17 protein-coding genes are annotated in these 20,939 nt (G+C 64.4%); 7 read left to right on the top strand and 10 right to left on the bottom strand.

The window, feature by feature from the left end:
• Window positions 1-134: 134 nt before the first annotated feature.
• The 4 genes from ACYPXD_RS19270 (at window position 135) to ACYPXD_RS19255 (ending at window position 4,368) form a co-directional block, all read left to right on the top strand.
• On the top strand, window positions 135-458 hold the full coding sequence (locus ACYPXD_RS19270) for a UxaA family hydrolase (protein ID WP_459714592.1): 324 nt from the start codon (window positions 135-137) through the stop codon (window positions 456-458).
• 81 nt (window positions 459-539) lie between these two features.
• Window positions 540-1,715: a UxaA family hydrolase gene (locus tag ACYPXD_RS19265; protein WP_459714590.1), complete on the top strand. Its 1,176-nt coding sequence runs from the start codon at window positions 540-542 to the stop codon at window positions 1,713-1,715.
• A gap of 247 nt (window positions 1,716-1,962) precedes the next feature.
• On the top strand, window positions 1,963-3,300 hold the full coding sequence (dctA, locus tag ACYPXD_RS19260) for a C4-dicarboxylate transporter DctA (protein WP_459714588.1): 1,338 nt from the start codon (window positions 1,963-1,965) through the stop codon (window positions 3,298-3,300).
• 66 nt (window positions 3,301-3,366) lie between these two features.
• On the top strand, window positions 3,367-4,368 hold the full coding sequence (locus tag ACYPXD_RS19255; protein ID WP_459714586.1) for an Ldh family oxidoreductase: 1,002 nt from the start codon (window positions 3,367-3,369) through the stop codon (window positions 4,366-4,368).
• 603 nt (window positions 4,369-4,971) lie between these two features.
• On the opposite strand, the gene ACYPXD_RS19250 is transcribed toward ACYPXD_RS19255, so the two are convergent.
• Window positions 4,972-5,781: an SDR family NAD(P)-dependent oxidoreductase gene (locus tag ACYPXD_RS19250; RefSeq protein ID WP_459714584.1), complete on the bottom strand. Its 810-nt coding sequence runs from the start codon at window positions 5,779-5,781 to the stop codon at window positions 4,972-4,974.
• A 137-nt stretch (window positions 5,782-5,918) separates the two neighbouring features.
• On the opposite strand from ACYPXD_RS19250, the gene ACYPXD_RS19245 reads away from it, so the two are divergent.
• Window positions 5,919-6,857, top strand: coding sequence for a GlxA family transcriptional regulator (locus ACYPXD_RS19245; RefSeq protein WP_459714581.1), 939 nt, complete (start codon window positions 5,919-5,921; stop codon window positions 6,855-6,857).
• Window positions 6,858-6,945: 88 nt separating this feature from the next.
• Here ACYPXD_RS19245 and ACYPXD_RS19240 read toward each other — a convergent pair whose 3' ends face one another.
• Window positions 6,946-8,367: an aldehyde dehydrogenase family protein gene (locus ACYPXD_RS19240; protein WP_459714578.1), complete on the bottom strand. Its 1,422-nt coding sequence runs from the start codon at window positions 8,365-8,367 to the stop codon at window positions 6,946-6,948.
• Between the two features lie 114 nt (window positions 8,368-8,481).
• Between ACYPXD_RS19240 and ACYPXD_RS19235 the strand changes: the two genes are divergently transcribed.
• Window positions 8,482-9,381 (top strand): LysR family transcriptional regulator, encoded by a 900-nt coding sequence (locus tag ACYPXD_RS19235; protein WP_459714576.1) that lies wholly within the window; start codon window positions 8,482-8,484, stop codon window positions 9,379-9,381.
• 57 nt (window positions 9,382-9,438) lie between these two features.
• On the opposite strand, the gene ACYPXD_RS19230 is transcribed toward ACYPXD_RS19235, so the two are convergent.
• From ACYPXD_RS19230 to ACYPXD_RS19200, 7 genes are all read right to left on the bottom strand, one after another.
• Window positions 9,439-10,278 carry a DUF2242 domain-containing protein gene (locus tag ACYPXD_RS19230; RefSeq protein ID WP_459714574.1) on the bottom strand — a complete coding sequence of 280 codons (840 nt, stop codon included), beginning with the start codon at window positions 10,276-10,278 and terminating at the stop codon, window positions 9,439-9,441.
• A 136-nt stretch (window positions 10,279-10,414) separates the two neighbouring features.
• Entirely contained in the window at window positions 10,415-11,614 is a 1,200-nt protein-coding gene (locus ACYPXD_RS19225; protein ID WP_459714572.1) for a hybrid sensor histidine kinase/response regulator, read from the bottom strand.
• A gap of 9 nt (window positions 11,615-11,623) precedes the next feature.
• On the bottom strand, window positions 11,624-12,247 hold the full coding sequence (locus ACYPXD_RS19220; protein WP_459714570.1) for a chemotaxis protein CheB: 624 nt from the start codon (window positions 12,245-12,247) through the stop codon (window positions 11,624-11,626).
• A gap of 154 nt (window positions 12,248-12,401) precedes the next feature.
• Window positions 12,402-13,250, bottom strand: coding sequence for a CheR family methyltransferase (locus tag ACYPXD_RS19215; RefSeq protein ID WP_459714567.1), 849 nt, complete (start codon window positions 13,248-13,250; stop codon window positions 12,402-12,404).
• A gap of 61 nt (window positions 13,251-13,311) precedes the next feature.
• Entirely contained in the window at window positions 13,312-17,004 is a 3,693-nt protein-coding gene (locus tag ACYPXD_RS19210; protein WP_459714565.1) for a response regulator, read from the bottom strand.
• 293 nt (window positions 17,005-17,297) lie between these two features.
• Window positions 17,298-17,663 carry a DUF4148 domain-containing protein gene (locus tag ACYPXD_RS19205; RefSeq protein WP_459714942.1) on the bottom strand — a complete coding sequence of 122 codons (366 nt, stop codon included), beginning with the start codon at window positions 17,661-17,663 and terminating at the stop codon, window positions 17,298-17,300.
• A gap of 53 nt (window positions 17,664-17,716) precedes the next feature.
• Complete coding sequence (locus ACYPXD_RS19200; protein ID WP_459714563.1) at window positions 17,717-17,959, bottom strand: hypothetical protein; 243 nt, start codon at window positions 17,957-17,959, stop codon at window positions 17,717-17,719.
• A gap of 230 nt (window positions 17,960-18,189) precedes the next feature.
• On the opposite strand from ACYPXD_RS19200, the gene ACYPXD_RS19195 reads away from it, so the two are divergent.
• Window positions 18,190-18,918, top strand: a complete 729-nt coding sequence (locus ACYPXD_RS19195) for a FadR/GntR family transcriptional regulator (RefSeq protein ID WP_459714561.1) — start codon at window positions 18,190-18,192, stop codon at window positions 18,916-18,918.
• Window positions 18,919-19,142: 224 nt separating this feature from the next.
• Here the strand turns inward: ACYPXD_RS19195 and ACYPXD_RS19190 are convergent, their stop codons facing one another.
• Complete coding sequence (locus tag ACYPXD_RS19190; RefSeq protein ID WP_459714559.1) at window positions 19,143-20,885, bottom strand: IlvD/Edd family dehydratase; 1,743 nt, start codon at window positions 20,883-20,885, stop codon at window positions 19,143-19,145.
• Window positions 20,886-20,939: the final 54 nt, after the last annotated feature.

Here is a 20,939-nt window from a genome sequence, read left to right as displayed (position 1 = left end):
CAGAATTCTACTTCATCCGGCTCATTGAACACATATAGATGATATGGTTGACATAGGCAATGTCGCCGCCTAAGATAATTTCCACGGACGACACACGAGCCGACCGACCAACCAACCACCCTGGAGACATTTCAATGAGCAACACCGAAGCAGGCGCGGTAAAGCCGTCACAAAGAACGATTCACATCGTGCTGCATGAATCGAAGGACACCGTCGGCGTTGCGGTGGTGGAAGGCATCAAGGCAGGCACGCAACTGAATGCGTGGATCATGGACGATGACGAAATCGTGACGGTATCGGCGAAGCAGGACATTCCGATCGGCCACAAGGTCGCATTGAAGGACATGGCCGTCGGCGACACGGTGTTCAAGTACGGCGTCGATATCGGCAAGGTCGTGGCGCCGATCAAGGCAGGCGAGCACGCTCACGTGCACAACATCAAGACGAAGCGCTGGTAAACCCCGAGGCTGGCCGCCCCGGTTATTCATTCCGGCTACCCGCTTTGCATCGTCCCTACATCCAAGACATCGAGACACATCATGAGCGTGATTGACAAGAACACCACTTTCCGCGGCTATCGCCGCGACAACGGCCGCGTTGGCGTGCGCAACCATGTGATCATTCTGCCGGTCGACGACCTGTCGAATGCGGCGGCGCTGGCGGTCGAAAACAACATCAAAGGCACGATGGCGCTGCCGCACCCGTATGGCCGCCTGCAATTCGGCGCCGACCTCGATCTGCATTTCCGCACGCTGATCGGCGCGGGCTGCAACCCGAACGTCGCGGCGGTCGTCGTGATCGGCATCGAAGAAGGCTGGACCAAGCGCGTGGTCGATGGCATCGCGAAGTCGGGCAAACCGGTGATGGGCTTCGGCATCGAACTGCACGGCGATCACGACACGATCATGCGTGCGTCGAAGGCCGCTAAGGAGATGGTGCAGTACGCCACCTCGCTCGATCGCGTCGAGTGCCCGATTTCCGATCTGTGGGTATCGACCAAGTGCGGCGAATCGGACACGACCTCGGGCTGCGGCGCGAACCCGACGGTCGGCAACGCGTTCGACAAGCTGTATGGCCTCGGCACGACGCTTGTGTTCGGCGAGACGTCAGAGCTGACGGGCGGCGAACAGATCGTCGCCGCGCGCTGCGCGAACGACAAGGTGCGCGAGCGCTTCCAGTTCATGTTCGACCGCTATCAGGACATGATCAACCGCTGGAAGACCGACGACCTCTCCGAATCGCAGCCGACCAAAGGCAATATCGCGGGCGGCCTCACGACGATCGAGGAAAAGGCGCTCGGCAATATCCAGAAGATCGGCAAGAAGTGTGTGATCGACGGCGTGCTCGACAAGGCGGAAGAACCGACGCATTCGGGCCTGTGGTTTATGGATTCGTCGTCGGCGGCCGCGGAAATGGTCACGCTGTGCGCGGCATCGGGCTTTGCGGTGCACTTCTTCCCGACCGGCCAGGGCAACGTGATCGGCAATCCGATCGTGCCTGTTATCAAGATCTGCGCGAATCCGCGCACCGTCCGCACGATGAGCGAGCACATCGACGTCGACGTGTCGGGCCTGCTGCAACGCGAGCAGAACCTCGACCAGGCCGGCGACAAGCTGCTCGAATCGATGATGGCGACGATCAACGGCCGTTTCACGTCCGCTGAAGCGCTCGGCCATCGCGAGTTCGTGCTGACGCGTCTGTTCGAGAGCGCCTGATCGGCCGGACGTAAGGCTGATCGTACGGCCCGAAAGCAACGCCGACAGGCGAAGCCGAAAAGCCAGGCGTTGACGGTACACGCGCGGGTGCACTATGCGCCCGCGCGCGGTGCCGCACATGCATTGTTCGCGCAACGCGTCGTTCCTTACCACGCACACGGGCAGATGGACGCATAGCAAGCCCGGCACGCGTCGCGCGGCATTGTCCATTTCCAGCAAAGCAGCAGCGAGTGGAGGAGACACCATCTTGCGCGTGCTACGACATCTCTATGTGCAAGTCCTGATCGGACTTGCTGCCGGCATTCTCGTCGGTCACTTCACGCCGGACCTCGGCGTGCAAATGAAGCCGTTCGGCGACACCTTCATCCGCCTCATCAAGATGCTGATCACGCTCGTGATCTTTTGCACCGTGTCGGTCGGCATCGCGCGGATGGAGTCGCTGAAGTCGGTGGGCCGGGTCGGCCTGAAGACTATCCTTTACTTCGAAATCGTCACGACAGTCGCGCTCGTTATCGGGCTGGTCGTCGCGAATGTGCTGCATCCGGGCGCGGGTCTCAACATCGATCCGAAGACGCTCGATCCGCAAGCAGTCGGACGTTACGTGACCGAAGTGCACAATCAGGCGTCGACGAATTTCCTCGAGCAGATCGTGCCGAACTCGGTGGTCGGCGCCTTCGCGCGCGGCGATCTGCTGCAGGTGCTGCTGTTCTCGGTGCTGTTCGGCATTGCGCTTTCGCTGGGCTCGCGCCGCAGCCGCTTTCTCATGCGCGTGATCGAGCAGACCAGCGACGTACTGATGAGTATCGTCGAGATGATCATGCGGCTCGCGCCGCTCGGCGCATTCGGTGCGATGGCGTTTACGGTCGGCAAGTACGGCATCACGACGCTGCAGCAGCTCGGTTTGCTGATCGTGTGTTTCTACGTGACGAGCATTCTGTTCATCGTGCTCGTGCTCGGCACGATCTGCCGCTGGGCCGGTGTCGGGTTGTGGCCGCTGCTCAAGTATTTGCGCGAGGAACTGCTGATCGTGCTCGGCACGTCGACCACCGAATCGGTGCTGCCGCGGCTCATGGAAAAGCTCGAGCGCCTCGGCTGCCCGAAGACGGTGGTCGGTCTCGTGCTGCCGACCGGCTACTCGTTCAACCTCGACGGCGCCGCGATCTATCTGACGATGACATCGCTCTTTATCGCGCAGGCCACCAACACGCATCTGACGTTGTGGCAACAGCTTGGCCTGCTTGCGGTGCTGATGCTGACGTCGAAGGGCGGCGCGGGCGTGGCAGGCGCCGCGCTGGTGGCGCTTACCGCTACACTGTCGACGCACAATATCATTCCGGTGGCGGGCATCACGCTGATTCTCGGCATCGATCGCGTGCTCAACGAAGTGCGCGCGATCGTGAACATGATCGGCAACGCGGTGGCGACGATCGTCATTGCGCGCTGGGAAGGCGCATTCGATGCGCGTGCCGCGCGCGCGTTTCTCGCGGCGCCGCCGGAAGACGTGCTGCGCGACGAGCCGCAAACGCAAGCGGGCGAGGCCGAAGGCGGCGCGCCGCCGGCTTTCGCGCGCGACCATTCGAACTGACAGGGCGGGGCGTTGCGGCCGGTTTCGGCGCGTCCCGGCCGCAACAACGTGAAAAGGAATCCAGCCATGACGCGTGTTTCACCCGATGTCCTGCTTGCGCTTGCAACGAGCGCCGTCGAACGCACCGGCGCGCCGCACGAAACGGCAGTGACCACGGCGCGCGCGCTCGTCTATGCGGACGAGCGCGGCCTGTCGTCGCACGGCGTCGCGCGGCTGCCGATGTATATCGCGCAATTGCGCAACGGCCGCGTCGATCCGCACGCGCGGCCCTCGGTGGTTGCATCGCGCAATGCGGCGGTGCTTGTCGATGCAGCTGACGGCATGGCATTTCCGGCCTGTGCGCTTGCCATCGAAACGCTGATCTCGCGCGCGCGCGAACACGGCAGCGCGGTCGCGAGCGTCACGCGCAGCCATCACTTCGGCGTCGGCGCGTACCACCTCGAAGCGCTGGGGAAAGCCGGCCTTGTCGGACTGGCGTTCAGCAATTCGCCAGGCGCGATGCCGGCGTGGGGCGGCCGTCATCCGCTGTTCGGCACCAATCCGATTGCCGCGGTGTTTCCGCGCCGCAAGGGCGAGCCGCTGCTGATCGACCTGTCGCTTTCGCAGGCGGCGCGCGGCAAGATCATGATCGCCGCGCGCGAGGGCAAGCCGATTCCCGAAGGTTGGGCGACCACGCGCGACGGCACGCCGACCACCGACGCAAAGGCCGCGCTCGACGGCATGGTGTTGCCGTTCGGCGGGGCAAAGGGCGCCATGCTCGCGTTGATGGTCGAGCTGCTCGCCGCCGCGCTGGCGGGCGCAAACTTCGGGTACGAAGCAGGATCGTTCCTGACCGAGGAAGGCGAACGTTCACGCATCGGTCATCTGTTCTGGGCGGTCGATCCGGGTGCGCTTGCCGGCAACGACCTGTACCTGTCGCGTGTCGAGGCGCTGATCGAAAGCCTGCTCCAGGACCCGGATGTCCGCTTACCCGGCCAGCGGCGACATGATCTCGCCCAGGCGGCAATCCGGGACGGCATCGACATTCCCGATTCGTTGCACGCGCAACTCAAGGCGCTCGCGAACTAGCGCCCGCTTGCGATGTGGGGATTACCGCGCTTGCTGGACGACGTACGAAGCTGTCGCTCCCTCGATCGTTCGATACCGGAATCCGACCGAACCGCCATGCAGGTCGGTCGTTTTGCATGTGGTCGAGCTTGCCTTTTTCCCCGAGCACCTGAACCGTGACTTTGCCGCCAGCGTCTTTCGATATGACGGCTTGCGCGGTGCCCGCACTGCGAACGTCGCCGCTCGCTGCTTCTCTCGCACTTTCTGTACCGCCCGGATTTCAGGAATCAGTAGACCGAGGTGGATGGGCTTATCGGTGGGCTTTTCCGGATGGGTGTCCGGCGGCCGCGAGTGCTGTCGATGGCGTCGTTGCGCCGTATGGTCCGATGCCGCGTCGCCTGGCTGCACGTGCAGCCAGGTGTGCGAAGCGGTTGACGATACATCGGTCGTGTCGCTCTCCGTATCAAACAGTGGTCGAGAAACCGCATCCACGCGCCCGATTCTACGGAGCACTGCATCGGGGCTTGCGATACCGCGTCCACACATTCGCCCCGGCTGGATGCGAAGGCGCCGCGACGTTCGCTCAACGACGCGGCGCCGGTACTCACCGATGCACTACAGGCATTACGTTGCTTGTGCCACCTCAAAACGCTCGGCCGGTTTGCTGCGCGACAGATTCGGCATCAACGCCTGGCGTGCCGCTTCGAATGCGTTCCAGTCGGCCACATCGGGCAGCGACGGGATCGTCACCGTTTCGCCCTGATCGAAGCCGGCGAGCGCGGCGTCGACCATATCGCCCGCGTCCATCACGATCTGCGCGGGCAGGTTTTCGACCGGCTGACCTGCGATGCCCCAGAAGGCGGTGCGCGTGGCGCCCGGCAGCACGGCCTGCGCACGCACGCCCTTGTCGCCGAGTTCATGACGCAGCGACTGCGTGAGCGCGACCACGAACGACTTCGTGCCGCCATACACGCCGTTCAGAATCTCCGGCGCGACACCCGCGATCGACGCGACATTGATAATGCTGCCGCCGCCGCGCGCGACGAAGGCCGGCGCGATGGCGTACGTGAGGCGCGTGAGCGACACGACGTTGAGCTTGATCATCGATTCCATCGCGTCGACGTCCGAGTTCAACAGCGGCAGCGCGGCGCCGATGCCGGCGTTATTGACGAGCATCGTGATGCTCGCGTCGGTGCGCAGCACGTTTTCGACGCGACGGATGTCTTCGTCCTTCGAGAGGTCGGCGGTGACGATTTCCACCGAGCGGCCCGTTTCGTTCGTAATGCGCGTCGCCAGCTCTTCGAGGCGCGAGCGGTTGCGGGCAACCACGATCAGGTCGTAGCCGCGGCGCGCGAGACGTTGCGCGTAGACAGCGCCAATGCCAGTCGATGCGCCCGTGACGACAGCGGTACCTTTGAATGATGTGTTCGACATGTTCAGCCTCCAGTAAGTGAGTGGATTCAGTTCGGTTCGAATGCGATGCGTTGCTGCATGACCCGAAGAATAGGTGCATACTCACACGGCGGCAATGTCATAGATGCCACCTTTTAAGACATGAGTAAGGAATCGCTATGTTGCGCGTGGGCGTGGTGCTGTTTCCGGGCTTTCAGGTGATGAATCTGTCGGTGCTGTCCGTATTCGAATTCGCGAACCGGGTGGCGGACAAGCCGGTATACGAGTCTGTGCTGCTTTCCGAAGACGGCGGTCCGGTGCGGGGTTCGTCGGGGTTTTCGGTGACGACCGAGAAATTCGACGACAGCCCGTTCGACACGCTGCTCGTGGTCGGCGACAACGACGCGCTGGTGTCGCCGCCCGGGGTCGTCGAATTTTTGAAGCGCTCGGCGCCGCATGTCCGGCGCATCGGCTCGACGTGCACGGGCGCGTTCAATCTTGCCGAAGCGGGGCTGCTGGCCGGCCGGCGTGCCACGACGCACTGGTTTTTCGCGGAAAAGATGCGGCGCGATTATCCGGACGTGAAGATCGAGGAAGACCGCATTTTCATCATCGACGGGTCGGTGTGGACCTCGGCGGGCATGAGCGCGTGCGTCGATCTGGCGCTGGCGCTCGTCGAGAAGGACGCCGGCATCGACACGGCGCGCACGGTCGCGCGGCAACTCGTGCTGTATCACCGGCGCGCGGGCGGGCAGTCGCAATTTTCCGCGCTGCTGGACCTCGAGCCGAAATCGGATCGCATTCAGAACGCGCTGACCTATGCGAAGCAGAATCTGCGGGCCGAACTGTCGGTCGACGAACTGGCGAGCGCCGCGCATCTGAGCCCGCGGCAGTTCACGCGTGCGTTCCGCGCGGAAACGGGGCAGACGCCCGCCAAGGCGGTCGAGCGGCTGCGCGTCGAAGCGGCGCGGCTGATGCTCGAAAGCGGGCGCCACGGTGTCGACGTCGTCGCGCACGAGACCGGCTTCGGCGACCGCGAAAGAATGCGGCGCGCGTTTCTGCGCGCGTTCGGCCAGCCGCCGCAGACCATTGCGAGGACGACGAGAAACTTGATGTGAGGCGCGCGGGGTGGGGCGCTGGATCTTGAACAGCGGTGGCTGTGCAACCTGCAGCGGGTGACATTGCCGCGCGCGGCTTCCCGTCGCCCTAAAACGTCCCCATCACCGACTTCGCCTCCAGATAAGCCTCGAACCCCATCGTCCCCATCTCGCGGCCGATGCCCGACTGCTTGAACCCGCCGAATGGCACGGCGGGATCGTGCGTGATCGCGTTGATCATCACGCGGCCCGCGTCGATGCGCGAGACCACGTGGCGCGCCTTCGCCGCGTCGGCCGAGACGACGTAGGCCTGCAACCCGTAAGTCGTGTCGTTCGCGATGGCGATCGCCTCGTCGAGATCGCGATACGCGATGATCGACAGCACCGGACCGAAAATCTCTTCGCGCGCGATCGTCATATCGTTGCGCACGTCGGTGAACACCGTGGGCCGGACGAACCAGCCGGACTTGAGCCCATTGGGCCGCCCTTCGCCGCCCGTCAGCAGACGCGCGCCTTCGTCGATACCAATGCGGATATAGCGCTGCACGCGGTTCCACTGCTTTTCGCTGACCATCGGACCGATCACGGTCGCCGGATCGCGCGGATCGCCCGACTGCGTTTGTTCCGCCGCGGCGCGAATCCGCGCCTCGAATTCCGCGAGGCGCTGCTGCGGCACGAGAATGCGCGTGCCGGCGATGCAAGCCTGCCCGTTGTTCATAAAGCCCGCCTGCAGCGCGAGCGGCACCGCTTCGTCGAAATTGGCATCGTCGAGCACGATGAACGGCGACTTGCCGCCCAGTTCGAGCGTGATGCGCTTGAGCGTATCGGCGCCGGCACGCAGGATCGTCTTGCCAACCACGGTCGAGCCCGTGAACGAAATCTTCGCGACGTCCGGATGCGCGCTGATCGTGGCGCCCACCACCTCGCCGCGCCCCGTGACGATATTGAACACGCCGGCCGGCAGGCCCGCCTCGTGCAGCGCTTCGGTGACGATGCGCGTCTGGATCGCGCTCATCTCGCTCGGCTTGATGACGGCGGTGCAGCCCGCCGCCATCGCGGTCGCGAGCTTGTTGCAGATGAAATGCGCATTCGCGTTCCACGGCGTGATCAGGCCGGCGACACCGACCGGTTGCATCACGAGTTCGCTCGCATTGATGCGCCGCGTGAAATCGTATTGCCGCAGCGTCTTTGCGGCTTCGATCATGGCGGTCTGCGCGTACTTCGCCATCCAGCGCGCGCGGACCACCGGCGAGCCGTATTCGTCGATGATCGCTTCGTAAAGCTCGTCCTCACGCGCGGCGACTGCATTGGCCATGCTTTGCAGCATGTCGAGCCGCTCGCTTTTGCTGGTTTGCGAGAACGACGCAAACGCGCGCTTCGCGGCCGCGATCGCGCGGTTCGCATCATGTTCGTCGGCCAGCCGCACGCGGCCGATCACCTGCTCGGTCGCCGGGTTGAACAGATCGAACATCTCCTCGCCGTGCGGCGTCACAAATTCGCCGTCTATATAGATTTTGTCGATGGTTTGCATGAGTGGGAGGTCCTTTACGTGCATGAATGTGCGGAGTGGCTCTCAAAGATAGGTCCAGTCGGGTGGCCTGACTAGCCATATAATCGAGCACGACTTGTTGAGCAATTTGGGACAATGGAAACTTCCGGGCTGACGGAACTGGAGGCGGTGCTGGCCGTGGCGCGCCACCGCAGCTTTCGCGCGGCGGCGACCGAACTGGGCGTATCGAAGTCGGCGCTCAGCCATGCAATTGCGACGCTGGAAGCGCGCATCGGCGTGCGGCTGTTCAACCGGACCACGCGCAGCGTCTCGTTGACCGAAGCCGGCGCCCAGTTCGCCGACAGCGTCGCGCCCGCGCTCTCGGCGATCCGCACTGCGCTCGAGCAGGCGGGCAGCCACCGTGATACTCCATCGGGCAATTTGCGAATCAATACATCCGCAGGAGCGGCTCGCCAGGCGATGCCGATCTTCATCGAATTCCTGCGCCGCTACCCGGACATGAAACTCGACATCGTCACCGAGGGCCGGATGATCGACATCGTCGTCGAAGGTTTCGATGCGGGCATTCGCCTCGCGGGGTCGGTGCCGCAAGACATGATCGCGGTGCCGTTGGGTCCGATGCTGCGCTTTGCGGTGGCGGGCAGCCCCGCCTATTTCGCGCAGCATCCGCCGCCGCGCACGCCGGCCGATCTTGCCGCGCATCGCTGCATCCGCACGCGCATGCCGAGCGGCGCGATCTATCACTGGGAATTCGAACGCCGTGGCGAGGCGCTGACGGTCGACGTGAAAGGCGCGCTTACGCTCGACAATCCTGAACTGATGCTTTCGGCCGCGCGCGCCGGACTAGGGCTCACGTACCTGACCGAATGGACGGTCGGCGCGGATCTGAAGGCCGGTACGCTGCAACGCGTGCTGGCCGACTGGACGCCGCCATTCGATGGTCTGTGTCTTTACTATCCGGGGCGGCGCCATGTACCCGCGGGGTTGCGGGCGTTGATCGATCTGATTCGCGAGCGCGGCGGGGCGGACGCTTAGGAACAGGCGCTTAGAGACAGGCGCCTGGAGGCAGGCGCCTGGAGGCAGGCGTTAGGCCTACTGCGGCTGCGGCGCGATCGCAGGAGGGCCCGAGGCGGGCGCGGCGGCGCCCGCGTGCTCTGCGATGGGCTCGAGGCCCGGCGCCGGGGCGGCCGCCGCAGCCACCGCGGCGGCGCCATCCGAGGCGGCCGCCGCGGGCAACGCCTTCGCAGGTGTCGCCGTCACGGGAAGCGCGGCGACAGGTGTAGGCGGCGCAATAACTGTCGCGGGCGCCGCAACGAGCGCCGGCGCGGGCAAAGGAAGCGGATCGCCGGGCAACGATGTCGCATCGACTGTGGTGCCCGGCACTGGCGCCGTACGCACGGAGGCCTGCAGATAGCGCCCGACCAGATCGAAGAACCGGTCGTAGAACCTGTCGGACTGGATCGTCTCGCTTGAGATCTTGACCATCGCATCGCTGTTCGAGCGAATCGGCAACGACACTGAGCCGAGAATGCTCAATCCGACGCTGGCCGACGTATCGCTCTTCTTCAGCGCATAGCCGTTTTGCACGGCGTTCGCGTAGACCACGCTTGAATTTGATGCGTCGTCGCCTGCCGCGCACACCACATGGAATTCGACCGTGTAATGCGAGTCGCTGGCCGGCTGGAAATTTTTCGACGCATCGATCGTGTCGGGCCGCGCGGCCGTCGTCATATAGCCCTGGCTCAGCAGCGCGCGCCGCGCCGAATCGCACGCTTCCGCGCTCGACACGCCGAACGTGTGCATGAACGGACTCGAGTCGTTGCTGAGAAACTCGTCCTGCAGCTTCGGTTTGGGCGTGGATGAACACGCGGCAAGCGCGACGGCGAGCCCGGGCAGCAGCGCGAGCGCGAATCGGGATGAACGGGTGAGCATGTTGAAAACGAGCGAGTCAGCAAACAGCGGGCAACGACAGCGTCGACGCGCGACGCCTCGAAACAGCCGGGATGCATTGTAGAGCGGTTCGCCCCGGCGAGGTAAATCCGCGCTGTTTTTGCAACGTCGCGCGCCGTTAGCGCGACACGCCGGGCGCCGCGCGCGGTAATTCGATCGTAAATACGGTGCCGCGTTCCGCATCCGATACGCTGGACACTTTGCCGCCATGCATCTGCACGACTTTACGCACGATATGCAGGCCGAGCCCGAGGCCTCCGCGCGGGCGGGCGTCCGCGGGTTGGCTTTGCGCGAGGCCATCCGCGGGCTGCCGGCCGCTGGCGCCGAGGTTGTCCATCGCGCGCCGGCCCGGCGTCGTGCTGCCGAACGCGTCGAATAGATGCGGCATCACGCTTGCCGGAATCATGCCCTTGTTCGCAATGGTCAGCGTAATGCTGTGCGAGTGTTGGCCTGCTTCGCCGCCGTCGATATCGACGGCAATGCGGCCGTCCTGCGCGCCGTGATGCAACGCATTGCTGATCAGATTGGAAATGGCTTGCCAGAGCAGATCGGTGTCCCAATTGCCGCTGCAGTTGCCACGCGCGTTTAGCGCAATGCGCTCGACGCCTTCCTGCGTTGCGAACTCTTCGATCACCGAACGGCAGAGCGACGCAAGATCGGCGTTGCGCGGCGCCAGCGGCATGCGGCCGCCTTGCAGCCGCGCGAGGTTCAGCAACTGATGCACCATGCGCGACATGCGCAGCGAACTGTTCTTGATGCGGTTTGCGACAGTGGCGGCATGTTCGTCCGGCGCATTGCGCACCAGATATTCGGCCGACGCGAGCACGGTGCCGAGCGGCGTGCGCAGATCGTGCCCGAGCACGGCCATCAGCATCTCGTTCGCTTCGAGCAACTGACGCGTCGCGAGCAGCTGCTCGGCGAGCTGCCGCTTGTGCTGTTCTAGCTGCACGAATACATCGACCTTCGATTGCAGAATGCGCGGATCGAACGGCTTGTGCAGAAAGTCGACCGCGCCCGCTTCGTAGCCGCGGAACGTGCGCGATGCATCTTCGGTGGTGGCGGTGAGAAAGATGATCGGCACATGCGACGTGCGCGGGCTGCCGCGCATCAGCGACGCGAGCTCGAAGCCGCTCATGCCCGGCATATTGACATCGAGAATCGCGAGTGCGGCATCGTGCTTGAGCAGCAGGTCGAGCGCCGCGGTGCCCGAACTGGCGACGAGCAGTTCGACGCCGGGACGCGACAGCAACGCTTCGAGCGCCGTAATGTTATGGGCGATGTCGTCGACGATCAGAATATTGACTGATGAATGCGCCATGGCGTCGGATCACGATGAGGCCTGCAATGCGGCGAGCCGCTGGGCCATGATAGTTGGAGAAAGAATGTCGTCGACCGCTCCCCGAGCGATCGCCGCGCGCGGCATGGTGGCTGAGCTTGCCGTTTGCGGGTCCTGCACCCACGCGACGCCACCCATCGCGCGGATCACTTCGAGGCCGTGCGCGCCGTCGTCGTTCGCGCCCGACAGCAGAATGCCGAGCAGCCGCGACGCGTACACATGCGCCGCCGATTCGAACATCACGTCGATCGACGGCCTCGAGAAGCGCACCGACGAATCGATCGACAGCGCGATCGTGCGCTCGTCGTCGACGAGCATGTGATAGCCGGGCGGCGCGACATGCACGCGGCCCGCGACGACGCTTTCGCCCGAATCGGGTTCGACGACCGGCAGCCTGCAGCGGTATCGGAGCGATTCGGCGAGATAGCTGGGCGTATCGGCCGGCAGATGCGAAACGACGAGCACGGCCGGCGCGAAGTCCATGGGCAGCGACGCCAGCAGCAGCGCCATCACTTCCGTACCGCCTGCCGATCCGCCGAGCACGACCGCGTCGAACGCGCGCGCGGCGCAAGGCGCCTCCGGCGGGGCGGCGGCACTGGCTCGGTCGTCTCGCATACGGGTCCTGTTTGGTCGGTCGATCGGTTGCGCGTGGTGTTCGGTGCCGTGTTCAAGATAAGCGGTTTAACGTCCACCGGGTTTAACGTCAATTTAAACGTCGAATTTAGCGCCGATTGGGGCGCGGTGTTTGACGCTGCATTCGTTGCCGCATTTACCGTTTCTGATAGATGCGTTCGTGTTCGCGAAACTCTTCGAATCCGTCGTAATGATTCGAAAAGCGCAGGCTTTCCTTGCTGCCGAGCCCTAAAAAGCCGCGCCGCACGAGCGAACGCTCGAACAGGCCGAGCGCACGGTCCTGCAAGCCGCGATCGAAATAGATCAGCACATTGCGGCACGACACGAGATGCGCTTCGAGAAACACTTCGTCGGTCGAGAGGCTATGGTCGGCGAACACCACGCGGTCGCTCAGCGAACCGGCGAAGCGCGCCCCGCCATACGCCGCATGGTAATAGTCGGACAGCGAATGCTTGCCGCCCGCGGCGAGGTAGTTGCGCGTAAAGCCGGCTATACGGTCGAGCGCATAAATGCCCGCTTCGGCGCGCGCGAGCGCGCCCGGGTTGATGTCGGTCGCGTAGAACAGCGTGCGTTCGGTCAAACCGGCTTCGTCGAAGAGAATTTTCAGCGACCACAATTCCTCGCCCGTGCTGCAGCCCGCCACCCACACCTTGATCGACGGATACGTTTGCAGCAGCGGCAGCACGTGCTCGCGCAGCGCGAGAAAGTATTGCGGGTCGCGGAACATGTCGCTGACCTGCACCGTCAGGTAGTGAAACAGCCGGCTGAACTCGGTTTCGCTGCGAATGATACGGTCCTGCAGTTGCGACAGCGAGGTCAGGCCGAATTCCTCGAGCGCCTGCGCAAGCCTGCGCCGCAGCGACGACATCGCGTAGTGGCGGAAGTCGTGCTGATACTTGAGGTAGATCGCTTCGAGCAGCAGCTTCAGTTCGATATCGAAATCGTGCATCCGCTGCGGCGACAGCTCGTAGGACGAGCGGCTCATCAGGTTCGGCTCCATGCGATGCTGCTTTCCATTCGATCCGGCACGCGTTCGACCGGGCGCCCTATCGCTGCCGCAGCCATACGCGGCACAGCGAGATCAGCTTGTCGACGTCGATCGGCTTCGAGATATAGTCGTCGGCGCCCGCTTCAAGACAGCGCAGCCGGTCGTGCGCCATCGCCTTCGCGGTGAGCGCGATGATCGGCAACTGCGAGAAACGCGGGTTGGCGCGAATCTGCGCAGTCGCGGTCAGGCCGTCCATCTCCGGCATCATGATGTCCATCAGCACGAGGTCGACGTCGGCGCCCTGTTCGAGCAGATCGAGCGCTTCGCGGCCGTTGCGCGCAATTTCGAGCCTCGCGCCGAGCGGCTCGATCACATGCGACAGCGCGAAGATATTGCGCACGTCGTCTTCGGCGAGCAGGATCGTGCGGCCTTCGAACGCGTTGTCGCGCTGGCGCACGGTGCGCAGCATGCGCTGCTGCTCGGGCGCGAGCGACGATTCGACGCTGTGCAGAAACAGCGTCACTTCATCGAGCAGCCGTTCGGGCGACTTCGCCCCTTTGATGATGATCGACTTCGAATAGCGGCGCAGACGGTGTTCCTCGTCGCCGGACAGCATGCGGCCCGTGTAGACGATCACCGGCAGCGTCTGCAGGGCCGTGTCCGCCGCCATCCGTTCGAGCAGATCGTAGCCGGTGCCGTCGGGCAGCGCGAGATCGGTGACGACGCAATCGAACTGCGTACGGTCGAGTTCTTCGAGTGCTTCCCCGAGCGTCGCCACGGCGACGATCTCGGTGCTGTCGCTTTGCAGCAGCGCGCGGATGCTTTCGCGCATCGCGTGGTCGTCTTCGATCACGAGCACGCGCTTCATATGCTGCTGCAGGCGCGTTTCGAGGCGGCGAATCGCGGCCTCGAGCGTGGTGCGCGCGGTGGGCTTCAGCGTGTAGCCGACCGCGCCCAGGTGCAGCGCTTTTTCCGCATGATCGGTGGCCGACACGATATGAATCGGAATGTGGCGCGTGGCCGGATCGTTCTTCAGCCATTCGAGGACCGTCAAACCCGAGCGGTCCGGCAGGCCGACGTCGAGCAGCACCGCGGTCGGCTGCAGGTCGCGCACCATCGCGACGCCGCTTGCGGCGTCGGTCGCGTGGATGAAGTCGAATTCGAGTTCGTGCGCGAGATCGCGCAGGATTTCGGCGAACGCAAGTTCGTCTTCGATGGCGAGAATCAGGCGCTGGTCGTGCTTGCGGTCGTCGCGGTCGTCGTCGATCGGTTGCCGCGCGGCGTCGGCACGCGAACCGCCGAAGGGGCGCGTGCCGGTAAGCGTGCTGGCCGCCGATGTCTCGGAGGCGCGCGGCGCGGCGCCGCTGTCTGTGCCCGCCGGCGTGGCTGCCGCGCCGCGTTCGGCGGCGCGTGCAAGCGCTGCGGCGGCGCTTGCGTCGCCCACGATGACCGGCGCGCCCGATGCGCCGGATATGCCTGACGCGCCCGACGTGCCCAACGATGTGCCGCCCACATTTCCCGCTGGCGTCGGCGCGGCCTGCGCCATCGTCGCCGCGGCTTCGGCCGGCAACCCGGTCGGCAGCCACAGCGTGAACACGCTGCCGCGGCCAAGGTCGCTGACCACGCCGATGCGTCCGCCGAGCAGCCGCGCGAATTCGCGAGAAATCGATAGCCCAAGGCCGCTGCCGCCGAACTGACGGCTCGTCGAGCCGTCCGCCTGCTGGAACGCGTCGAAAATCATCTCGAGCTTGTCCTCGGCGATGCCGATACCGGTGTCGCGCACGTCGACACGGAGCACGCCCGCTTCGTCGGCGGCGATGTCGAGCACGACCTCGCCGCGCTCGGTGAACTTCAGCGCATTGGCGAGCAGGTTGCGCAGAATCTGCGTCAGACGCTGGCCGTCGGTGACGATCGTATCCGGCACGCCGGGCGCGCGCTGCGCGGAGAATTGCAGATGCTTCGCGGTCGCCATCGGCTCGAACATTTCGCGCAGCGACCGCAGCAGTGCGTCGACCGACACGCTGACCGGCTCGATCGTAATCTGCCCGGCCTCGACCTTCGACAGATCGAGAATGTCGTTGATCAGCACGAGCAGATCGCTGTTCGATGCGTGAATCGTTTCCGCGTAACGCACCTGTTCGTCGGTCAGATTGCCGTTGCGGTTTTCCTGCAGCAGTCTCGCGAGAATCAGCGAGCTATTGAGCGGCGTGCGCAGCTCGTGCGACATGTTCGCGAGGAACTCCGACTTGTAGCGGCTCGACTGTTCGAGCCGCGCGGCGTTCGCGGCGAGTTCGTCCTGCGCGGAAAGCAGATCGGCCTTCTGCCGTTCGAGCCGCTGCGCGTATTCCTCGAGCTGCACGTTCGTCTGTTCGAGTTCCGCCTGCTGGGCTTCGAGCCGCGCTTGCGAGTCGACGAGCGCGCGGCCGCGTTCCTCGAGACCTTCGTTCGACACGCGCAGCTCTTCCTGCTGCACCTGCAATTCCTCGTTGAGCTGCTGCGTTTCGGCGAGCGCATCCTGCAGCCGTTCGCGATACAGCGCCGCTTCGATAAAGTCGCCGATGCTGGTCGACACGAGCTGCAGGAATTCCTGATCGCGCGCGTCGGCGGCCCGCATAAAACCCATTTCGACGATGCCGTTCACGGCGCCGTCGTTTTCGATCGGCTGCACGATCACGCTGGTCGGCGCGCCCGCGCCCGTGCCGGAAACGACCTTGATGTAATTGTCCGGCACCTGGTGAAGGACGATGGTCCGGCGCGACGCCGCGGCCTGGCCGACCAGACTTTCGCCGTCATGGAAGTTGCGCGTGTTCTGTTCGCTCTCCGCGCTGAAGCCGTAGGTCGCAACGCGCCGCAATTCGCCGTTGATCCGGTCGCGCACATACAGCGCGGCGACGACGACGTCGAGGTATTGCGCCAGAAACTCGAGAATCGCCCGGCCGACGAGCGGCGCCGTCGCCTGGCCGATCACTTTCTCCGCGAGCAGCCGCTGGCCGGAACGCAGCCAGACCTGCTGCTGCAGCTGCTCGGTATGCGCAACCTGCTGCTGCAGCACCGCGTCGTAGTTGGCGGAAAGATTCAGCAGATCGCGGCGGCCGCGAAACGCGAGCAGCGCGCTGATCAACAGGCTGAACACCAGGAACACGGCGACGGTCGTGCCGGTCAGGCTGCGCGCCGCATCCGCGCGCTGATGTCGCAGACCTTGCTCGAGTTCGAGAAATTCGCCGAATATGCGGCGCGTCTCGTCGAATTCGGCCTTGCCGCGGCCGGCCGCAATGACGTCGGTGACGTCCTGATGCTTGCGCTTCAGGTCGATCATCTGCTGCGCGTAGGCGTTCCAGCGCGCCTGGATCGCCTGAATGGACTTGAGCCTTTCGATTTGCGGCGGATTGTCCGACACCAGCCCGGTCAGATCGGCGATCTGCGACTGGAAGCGCGGCTGGCCAGCCTGATATGGCGCGAGAAAATCGTCGTCGCCCGTCAGCAGGAAACCGCGCAGCGACGACTCGCGATCGACCGCGAGGCGCAGCGCTTCGTTCGAATCGCCGATCACCCGCTCCGAGTGTTCGACCCAGTTCATCGTCGAAACGAGGTACGCGATCAGTACGGCGAACACGGCGACCGTCACGAGCCCGACTGCGAGCGGCAGCGCGATATTGCGCCGGATAATGCGCCTGAAATTTGCCTGGTCGACGGCGGTGACGCCGGCGGTCCTGCCGGGCTTCCCGTCTGCTTGTTCTAGTGATGTCGGCATTTTTGGCTGGAATAGCGTGGGCTTGTCGGATTGTCGTATACCAAGGCCGGATGTCGCAATGCGAGCGCACATACCGGCCTTCGAGCGTCCGAAGTATCACATAGACGCTTTGCCCGCGTGCACGAGGTGCGCAGCGCCGCGGCCGGTTCCGGCAACGCTTACGGCGTGAAATGTTGGCTGGCCCGCTGCTTCAGCCGCGAGGCCCGGCCGTATGACAAGCCCGTACGGCGCGGTGTCGGGCGAGCCGTGCCCCGCAGCCCGCACCTCGCACGCCGCGCTGCCGCGTGCGCCGGCTACTGGCTCCCGCCTTGCCCGATGCCGGCTTTTCTCTGCGCGTTCTGCAGATCTTGCGGGTAATTCGGATCGTCGCGCCCAGGCTGGTAACCGTTCTGTTCAAGCTGCTTGAGTTCGGCATTGCGCTTCGCGCGCGCCTCCTTGCGCGCCTGCTTTTGCGCGGCTTTGCGCTGTGCCTTGGTCATGCTCGCGGCGCCCGGTGCCGGATTGGCCGTGCCGTTCGCCGACGGATTCGCCGGCTGTACCGTGCCGCCGCCTTGCGTGTTGCCGGTCGGCGCGTTGTCCTGCGCGAAAGCGCCGGTTGCCGCTCCCATCGCGAGCGTGGCGCCCGCGAGCCACGCGGCGAGCTTCGTGGTGGACTTCATGGTGCGTCTGTTATGAGCTGAAGTCTTCATATGAGTACTCTCCGTTTTGAGTTTTACTTCCCATCGTTGTCGGACGACGAGGACTGGAACATCTTCTTGCATGGCGGCGACAGCTGGTCGTAGTGCTCCTTCATGCAGGCCTCGATCTTCTCCTTGTCTGGAATTTCCGATGAGCACAGCCGGAAAGCGTCGTGACGGCATGCCTTGTTCCCGTCTTTATCCGACGATGCGGCGAACGCGACACCATTGCCGGCCGAAATCAAGGCCAGCAGTACAGCGAAGAATTTACGTTTCATCGTCATGTCCCTCGCGAAAAAGGCGGTGCATCTTCCGCCCATCCGACAAGAGCAAAAAGCGAACCTGCTCGTCTTACCTGGTCTCTGTACCAGGCCGCAACACGCGACTCGCATGCTATGCTTGGCTCACCCCGGCGGGCCCCGCCCCTGTGTGCCGGTCGACAGCGGTTCGGCCGCAATCAGTTCCGCGCACAAAGTCCGCATTCGAGCGGCTTCCAAAACAAACGGCAATGGACTATCGGCACCTCCAGCAACGAAAAAGCATGCATGCCCGCATCGTGCAGGAACTGGGCATCGAGATCGTCAGCGGGCGGCTGCAGCCGGGCGAGCGGCTGCCGGCGGAATCCGCCCTCTGTGAACAGTATGGAGTGAGCCGGCCGGTTTTGCGCGAAGCGACGCGCGTGCTGGTGGCAAAAGGGCTCGTCGTGTCGAAGCCGCGCGTGGGCAGCATCGTGCGCGCGCGCGACGAATGGCACATGCTCGATCCCGACGTGCTGTACTGGACGCTCAACAGCATCCCGGAAGGCGAGTTCTTCCGCGCGCTGATGACGGTGCGGCGCATCATCGAACCGGCGGCCGCGGCACTCGCGGCGACAGCCGCCACCGACGAAGACCTCAAGCGGATCAACTCCGCCTACGACCAGATGGAACACGCGCAGAACGCCGGCGCGCTGCTCGAGCCGGACCTCGAATTTCACCGCGCGATCATGGCTGCAACGCACAACGACATGCTTGCGTATATCGGCAACATGATGTCGCTTGCGCTATCGGAGTCGATCAAGCTGACGAGCCGCCATCCGGACACGCATGCGCTGTCGCTGCCGCGGCATAAGGCGATCCTGACGGCGATCCTGAACCGCGATGCGCTCGGTGCGCGGCAGGCGAGTCTCGTGCAGCTCGAGAACGCGCGCGCCGATGCCGATTCGATTCTGGGACTCGCTGCCCGCGGGCTAGGCTAGGGCGGCCCGGACGGGCGCGGGCGCACGGTGAACGCCGCGGGTCGCGGCCCGCGCGCCCCGGCGAAGGTGGTTGCCGGCGCAACCATCGCGATCCTGCCGGCTTCATCTGAAGAAGAGAAAGCGGGATAGGGCCTTGAAGGCCCTCTAAGGCCCTCTAAGGCCCTATCCACGCCGAGCGCGCTGAACGCGCAAATTACCCGTGCGAAATGCTCGGTGCGAGATGCTCAGTGGGAATGCGACGGCACTTCCGCGCCGCGGCAACCGACGAGGAAGTCGAAGTCGCAGCCTTCGTCGGCCTGCAGCACGTGCTCGACATACAGGTTCCGGTAGCCGGTCGCATCCTTCGGATTCGGCGTTTGCGCTTCCTTCCATTCGGCGAGGCGCGCGACCATTTCCTTTTCGTCAATATCGATGTGCAATTTGCCGGCGTCGCAGTCGAGTTCGATCCAGTCGCCGTCGCGCACGACCGCGAGCGGTCCGCCCGCGCGCGCTTCAGGCGCGACGTGCAGCACGACGGTGCCGTACGCGGTGCCGCTCATGCGCGCGTCGGACACGCGCACCATGTCGGTTACGCCTTGTGCGAGCAGCTTTGGCGGCAGGCCCATGTTGCCCACTTCAGCCATGCCCGGATAGCCTTTCGGACCGCAGTTCTTCATGACGAGCACCGAATCGGCCGTGACGTCGAGTTCCGGGTCGACAATCCGCTTTTTATAGTCGTCGAAGTTCTCGAACACGACCGCGCGGCCGCGGTGCTTGAGCAGCGCGGGCGTCGCGGCCGACGGCTTGAGCACCGCGCCGTTCGGCGCGAGGTTGCCGCGCAGCACGCACAAACCGCCGTCGGCGACGAGCGGCTTGTCGAGCGGACGGATCACTTCGTCGTTGTAGTTCGGCGCGTCCTTCACGTTGTCCCATAGCGACTGGCCGTTCGCCGTCAGCGCGTCCGGATGCGGCAGCAGGCCGGCTTCGCCGAGGCGGCGCAGCACGGCGGGCAGGCCGCCTGCGTAATAGAACTCCTCCATCAGGAAACGCCCCGACGGCTGCAGGTCGACGACGGTCGGCGTGCCGCGGCCGATGCGCGTCCAGTCGTCGAGGGAAAGCTCGACGCCGATGCGGCCGGCAATCGCCTTCAGGTGGATCGCCGCGTTGGTCGAGCCGCCGATCGCCGCGTTCGCGCGGATCGCGTTTTCGAATGCTTCGCGCGTGAGCAGCTTCGACAGGCGCAGGTCCTGCAACGCCATCTCGACGATGCGCATGCCGGACAGATGCGCGAGCACATAGCGCCGCGCGTCGACGGCGGGAATCGCCGCGTTGTGCGGCAGCGTCACGCCGAGCGCTTCGGCCATGCACGCCATCGTCGACGCGGTGCCCATCGTGTTGCAGGTGCCGGCCGAACGCGACATGCCCGCTTCGGCGGACATGAATTCGTGAATCGAAATCTTGCCGGCCTTCACCTGTTCGGATAGCTGCCAGACCACGGTGCCCGATCCGATATCGCGGCCATGATGCTTGCCGTTCAGCATCGGCCCGCCGGTCACGAGAATGGCGGGCACGTCGCAACTTGCGGCGCCCATCAGCAGCGCGGGCGTGGTCTTGTCGCAGCCGGCGAGCAGCACGACCGCATCGATCGGATTGCCGCGAATCGATTCCTCGACGTCCATGCTCGCGAGGTTGCGCGTGAACATCGCGGTGGGCCGCAGGTTCGACTCGCCGTTCGAGAACACCGGGAATTCGACCGGGAAGCCGCCCGCTTCGAATACGCCGCGCTTCACATGTTCGGCGAGCTTACGGAAATGCGCATTGCAAGGCGTCAGTTCCGAGAACGTATTGCAAATGCCGATGATCGGCTTACCGTTGAATTCGTGGTCCGGAATGCCCTGGTTCTTCATCCAGCTGCGGTACATGAAGCCGTTCTTGTCGGCGGTACCGAACCACTGGGCCGAGCGGAGCTTGCGGGGTTGATCAGTCATGTTGTCTCGATCGGATTTGTTCAATATAGTAAGACTATATGCGATGCCGGCCAT

The sequence above is a fragment of the Paraburkholderia sp. 2C genome, assembly GCF_054589215.1.
The sequence above is the reverse complement of the archived record's forward strand: the minus strand, read 5'-3'. Positions and strand labels throughout refer to the sequence as shown.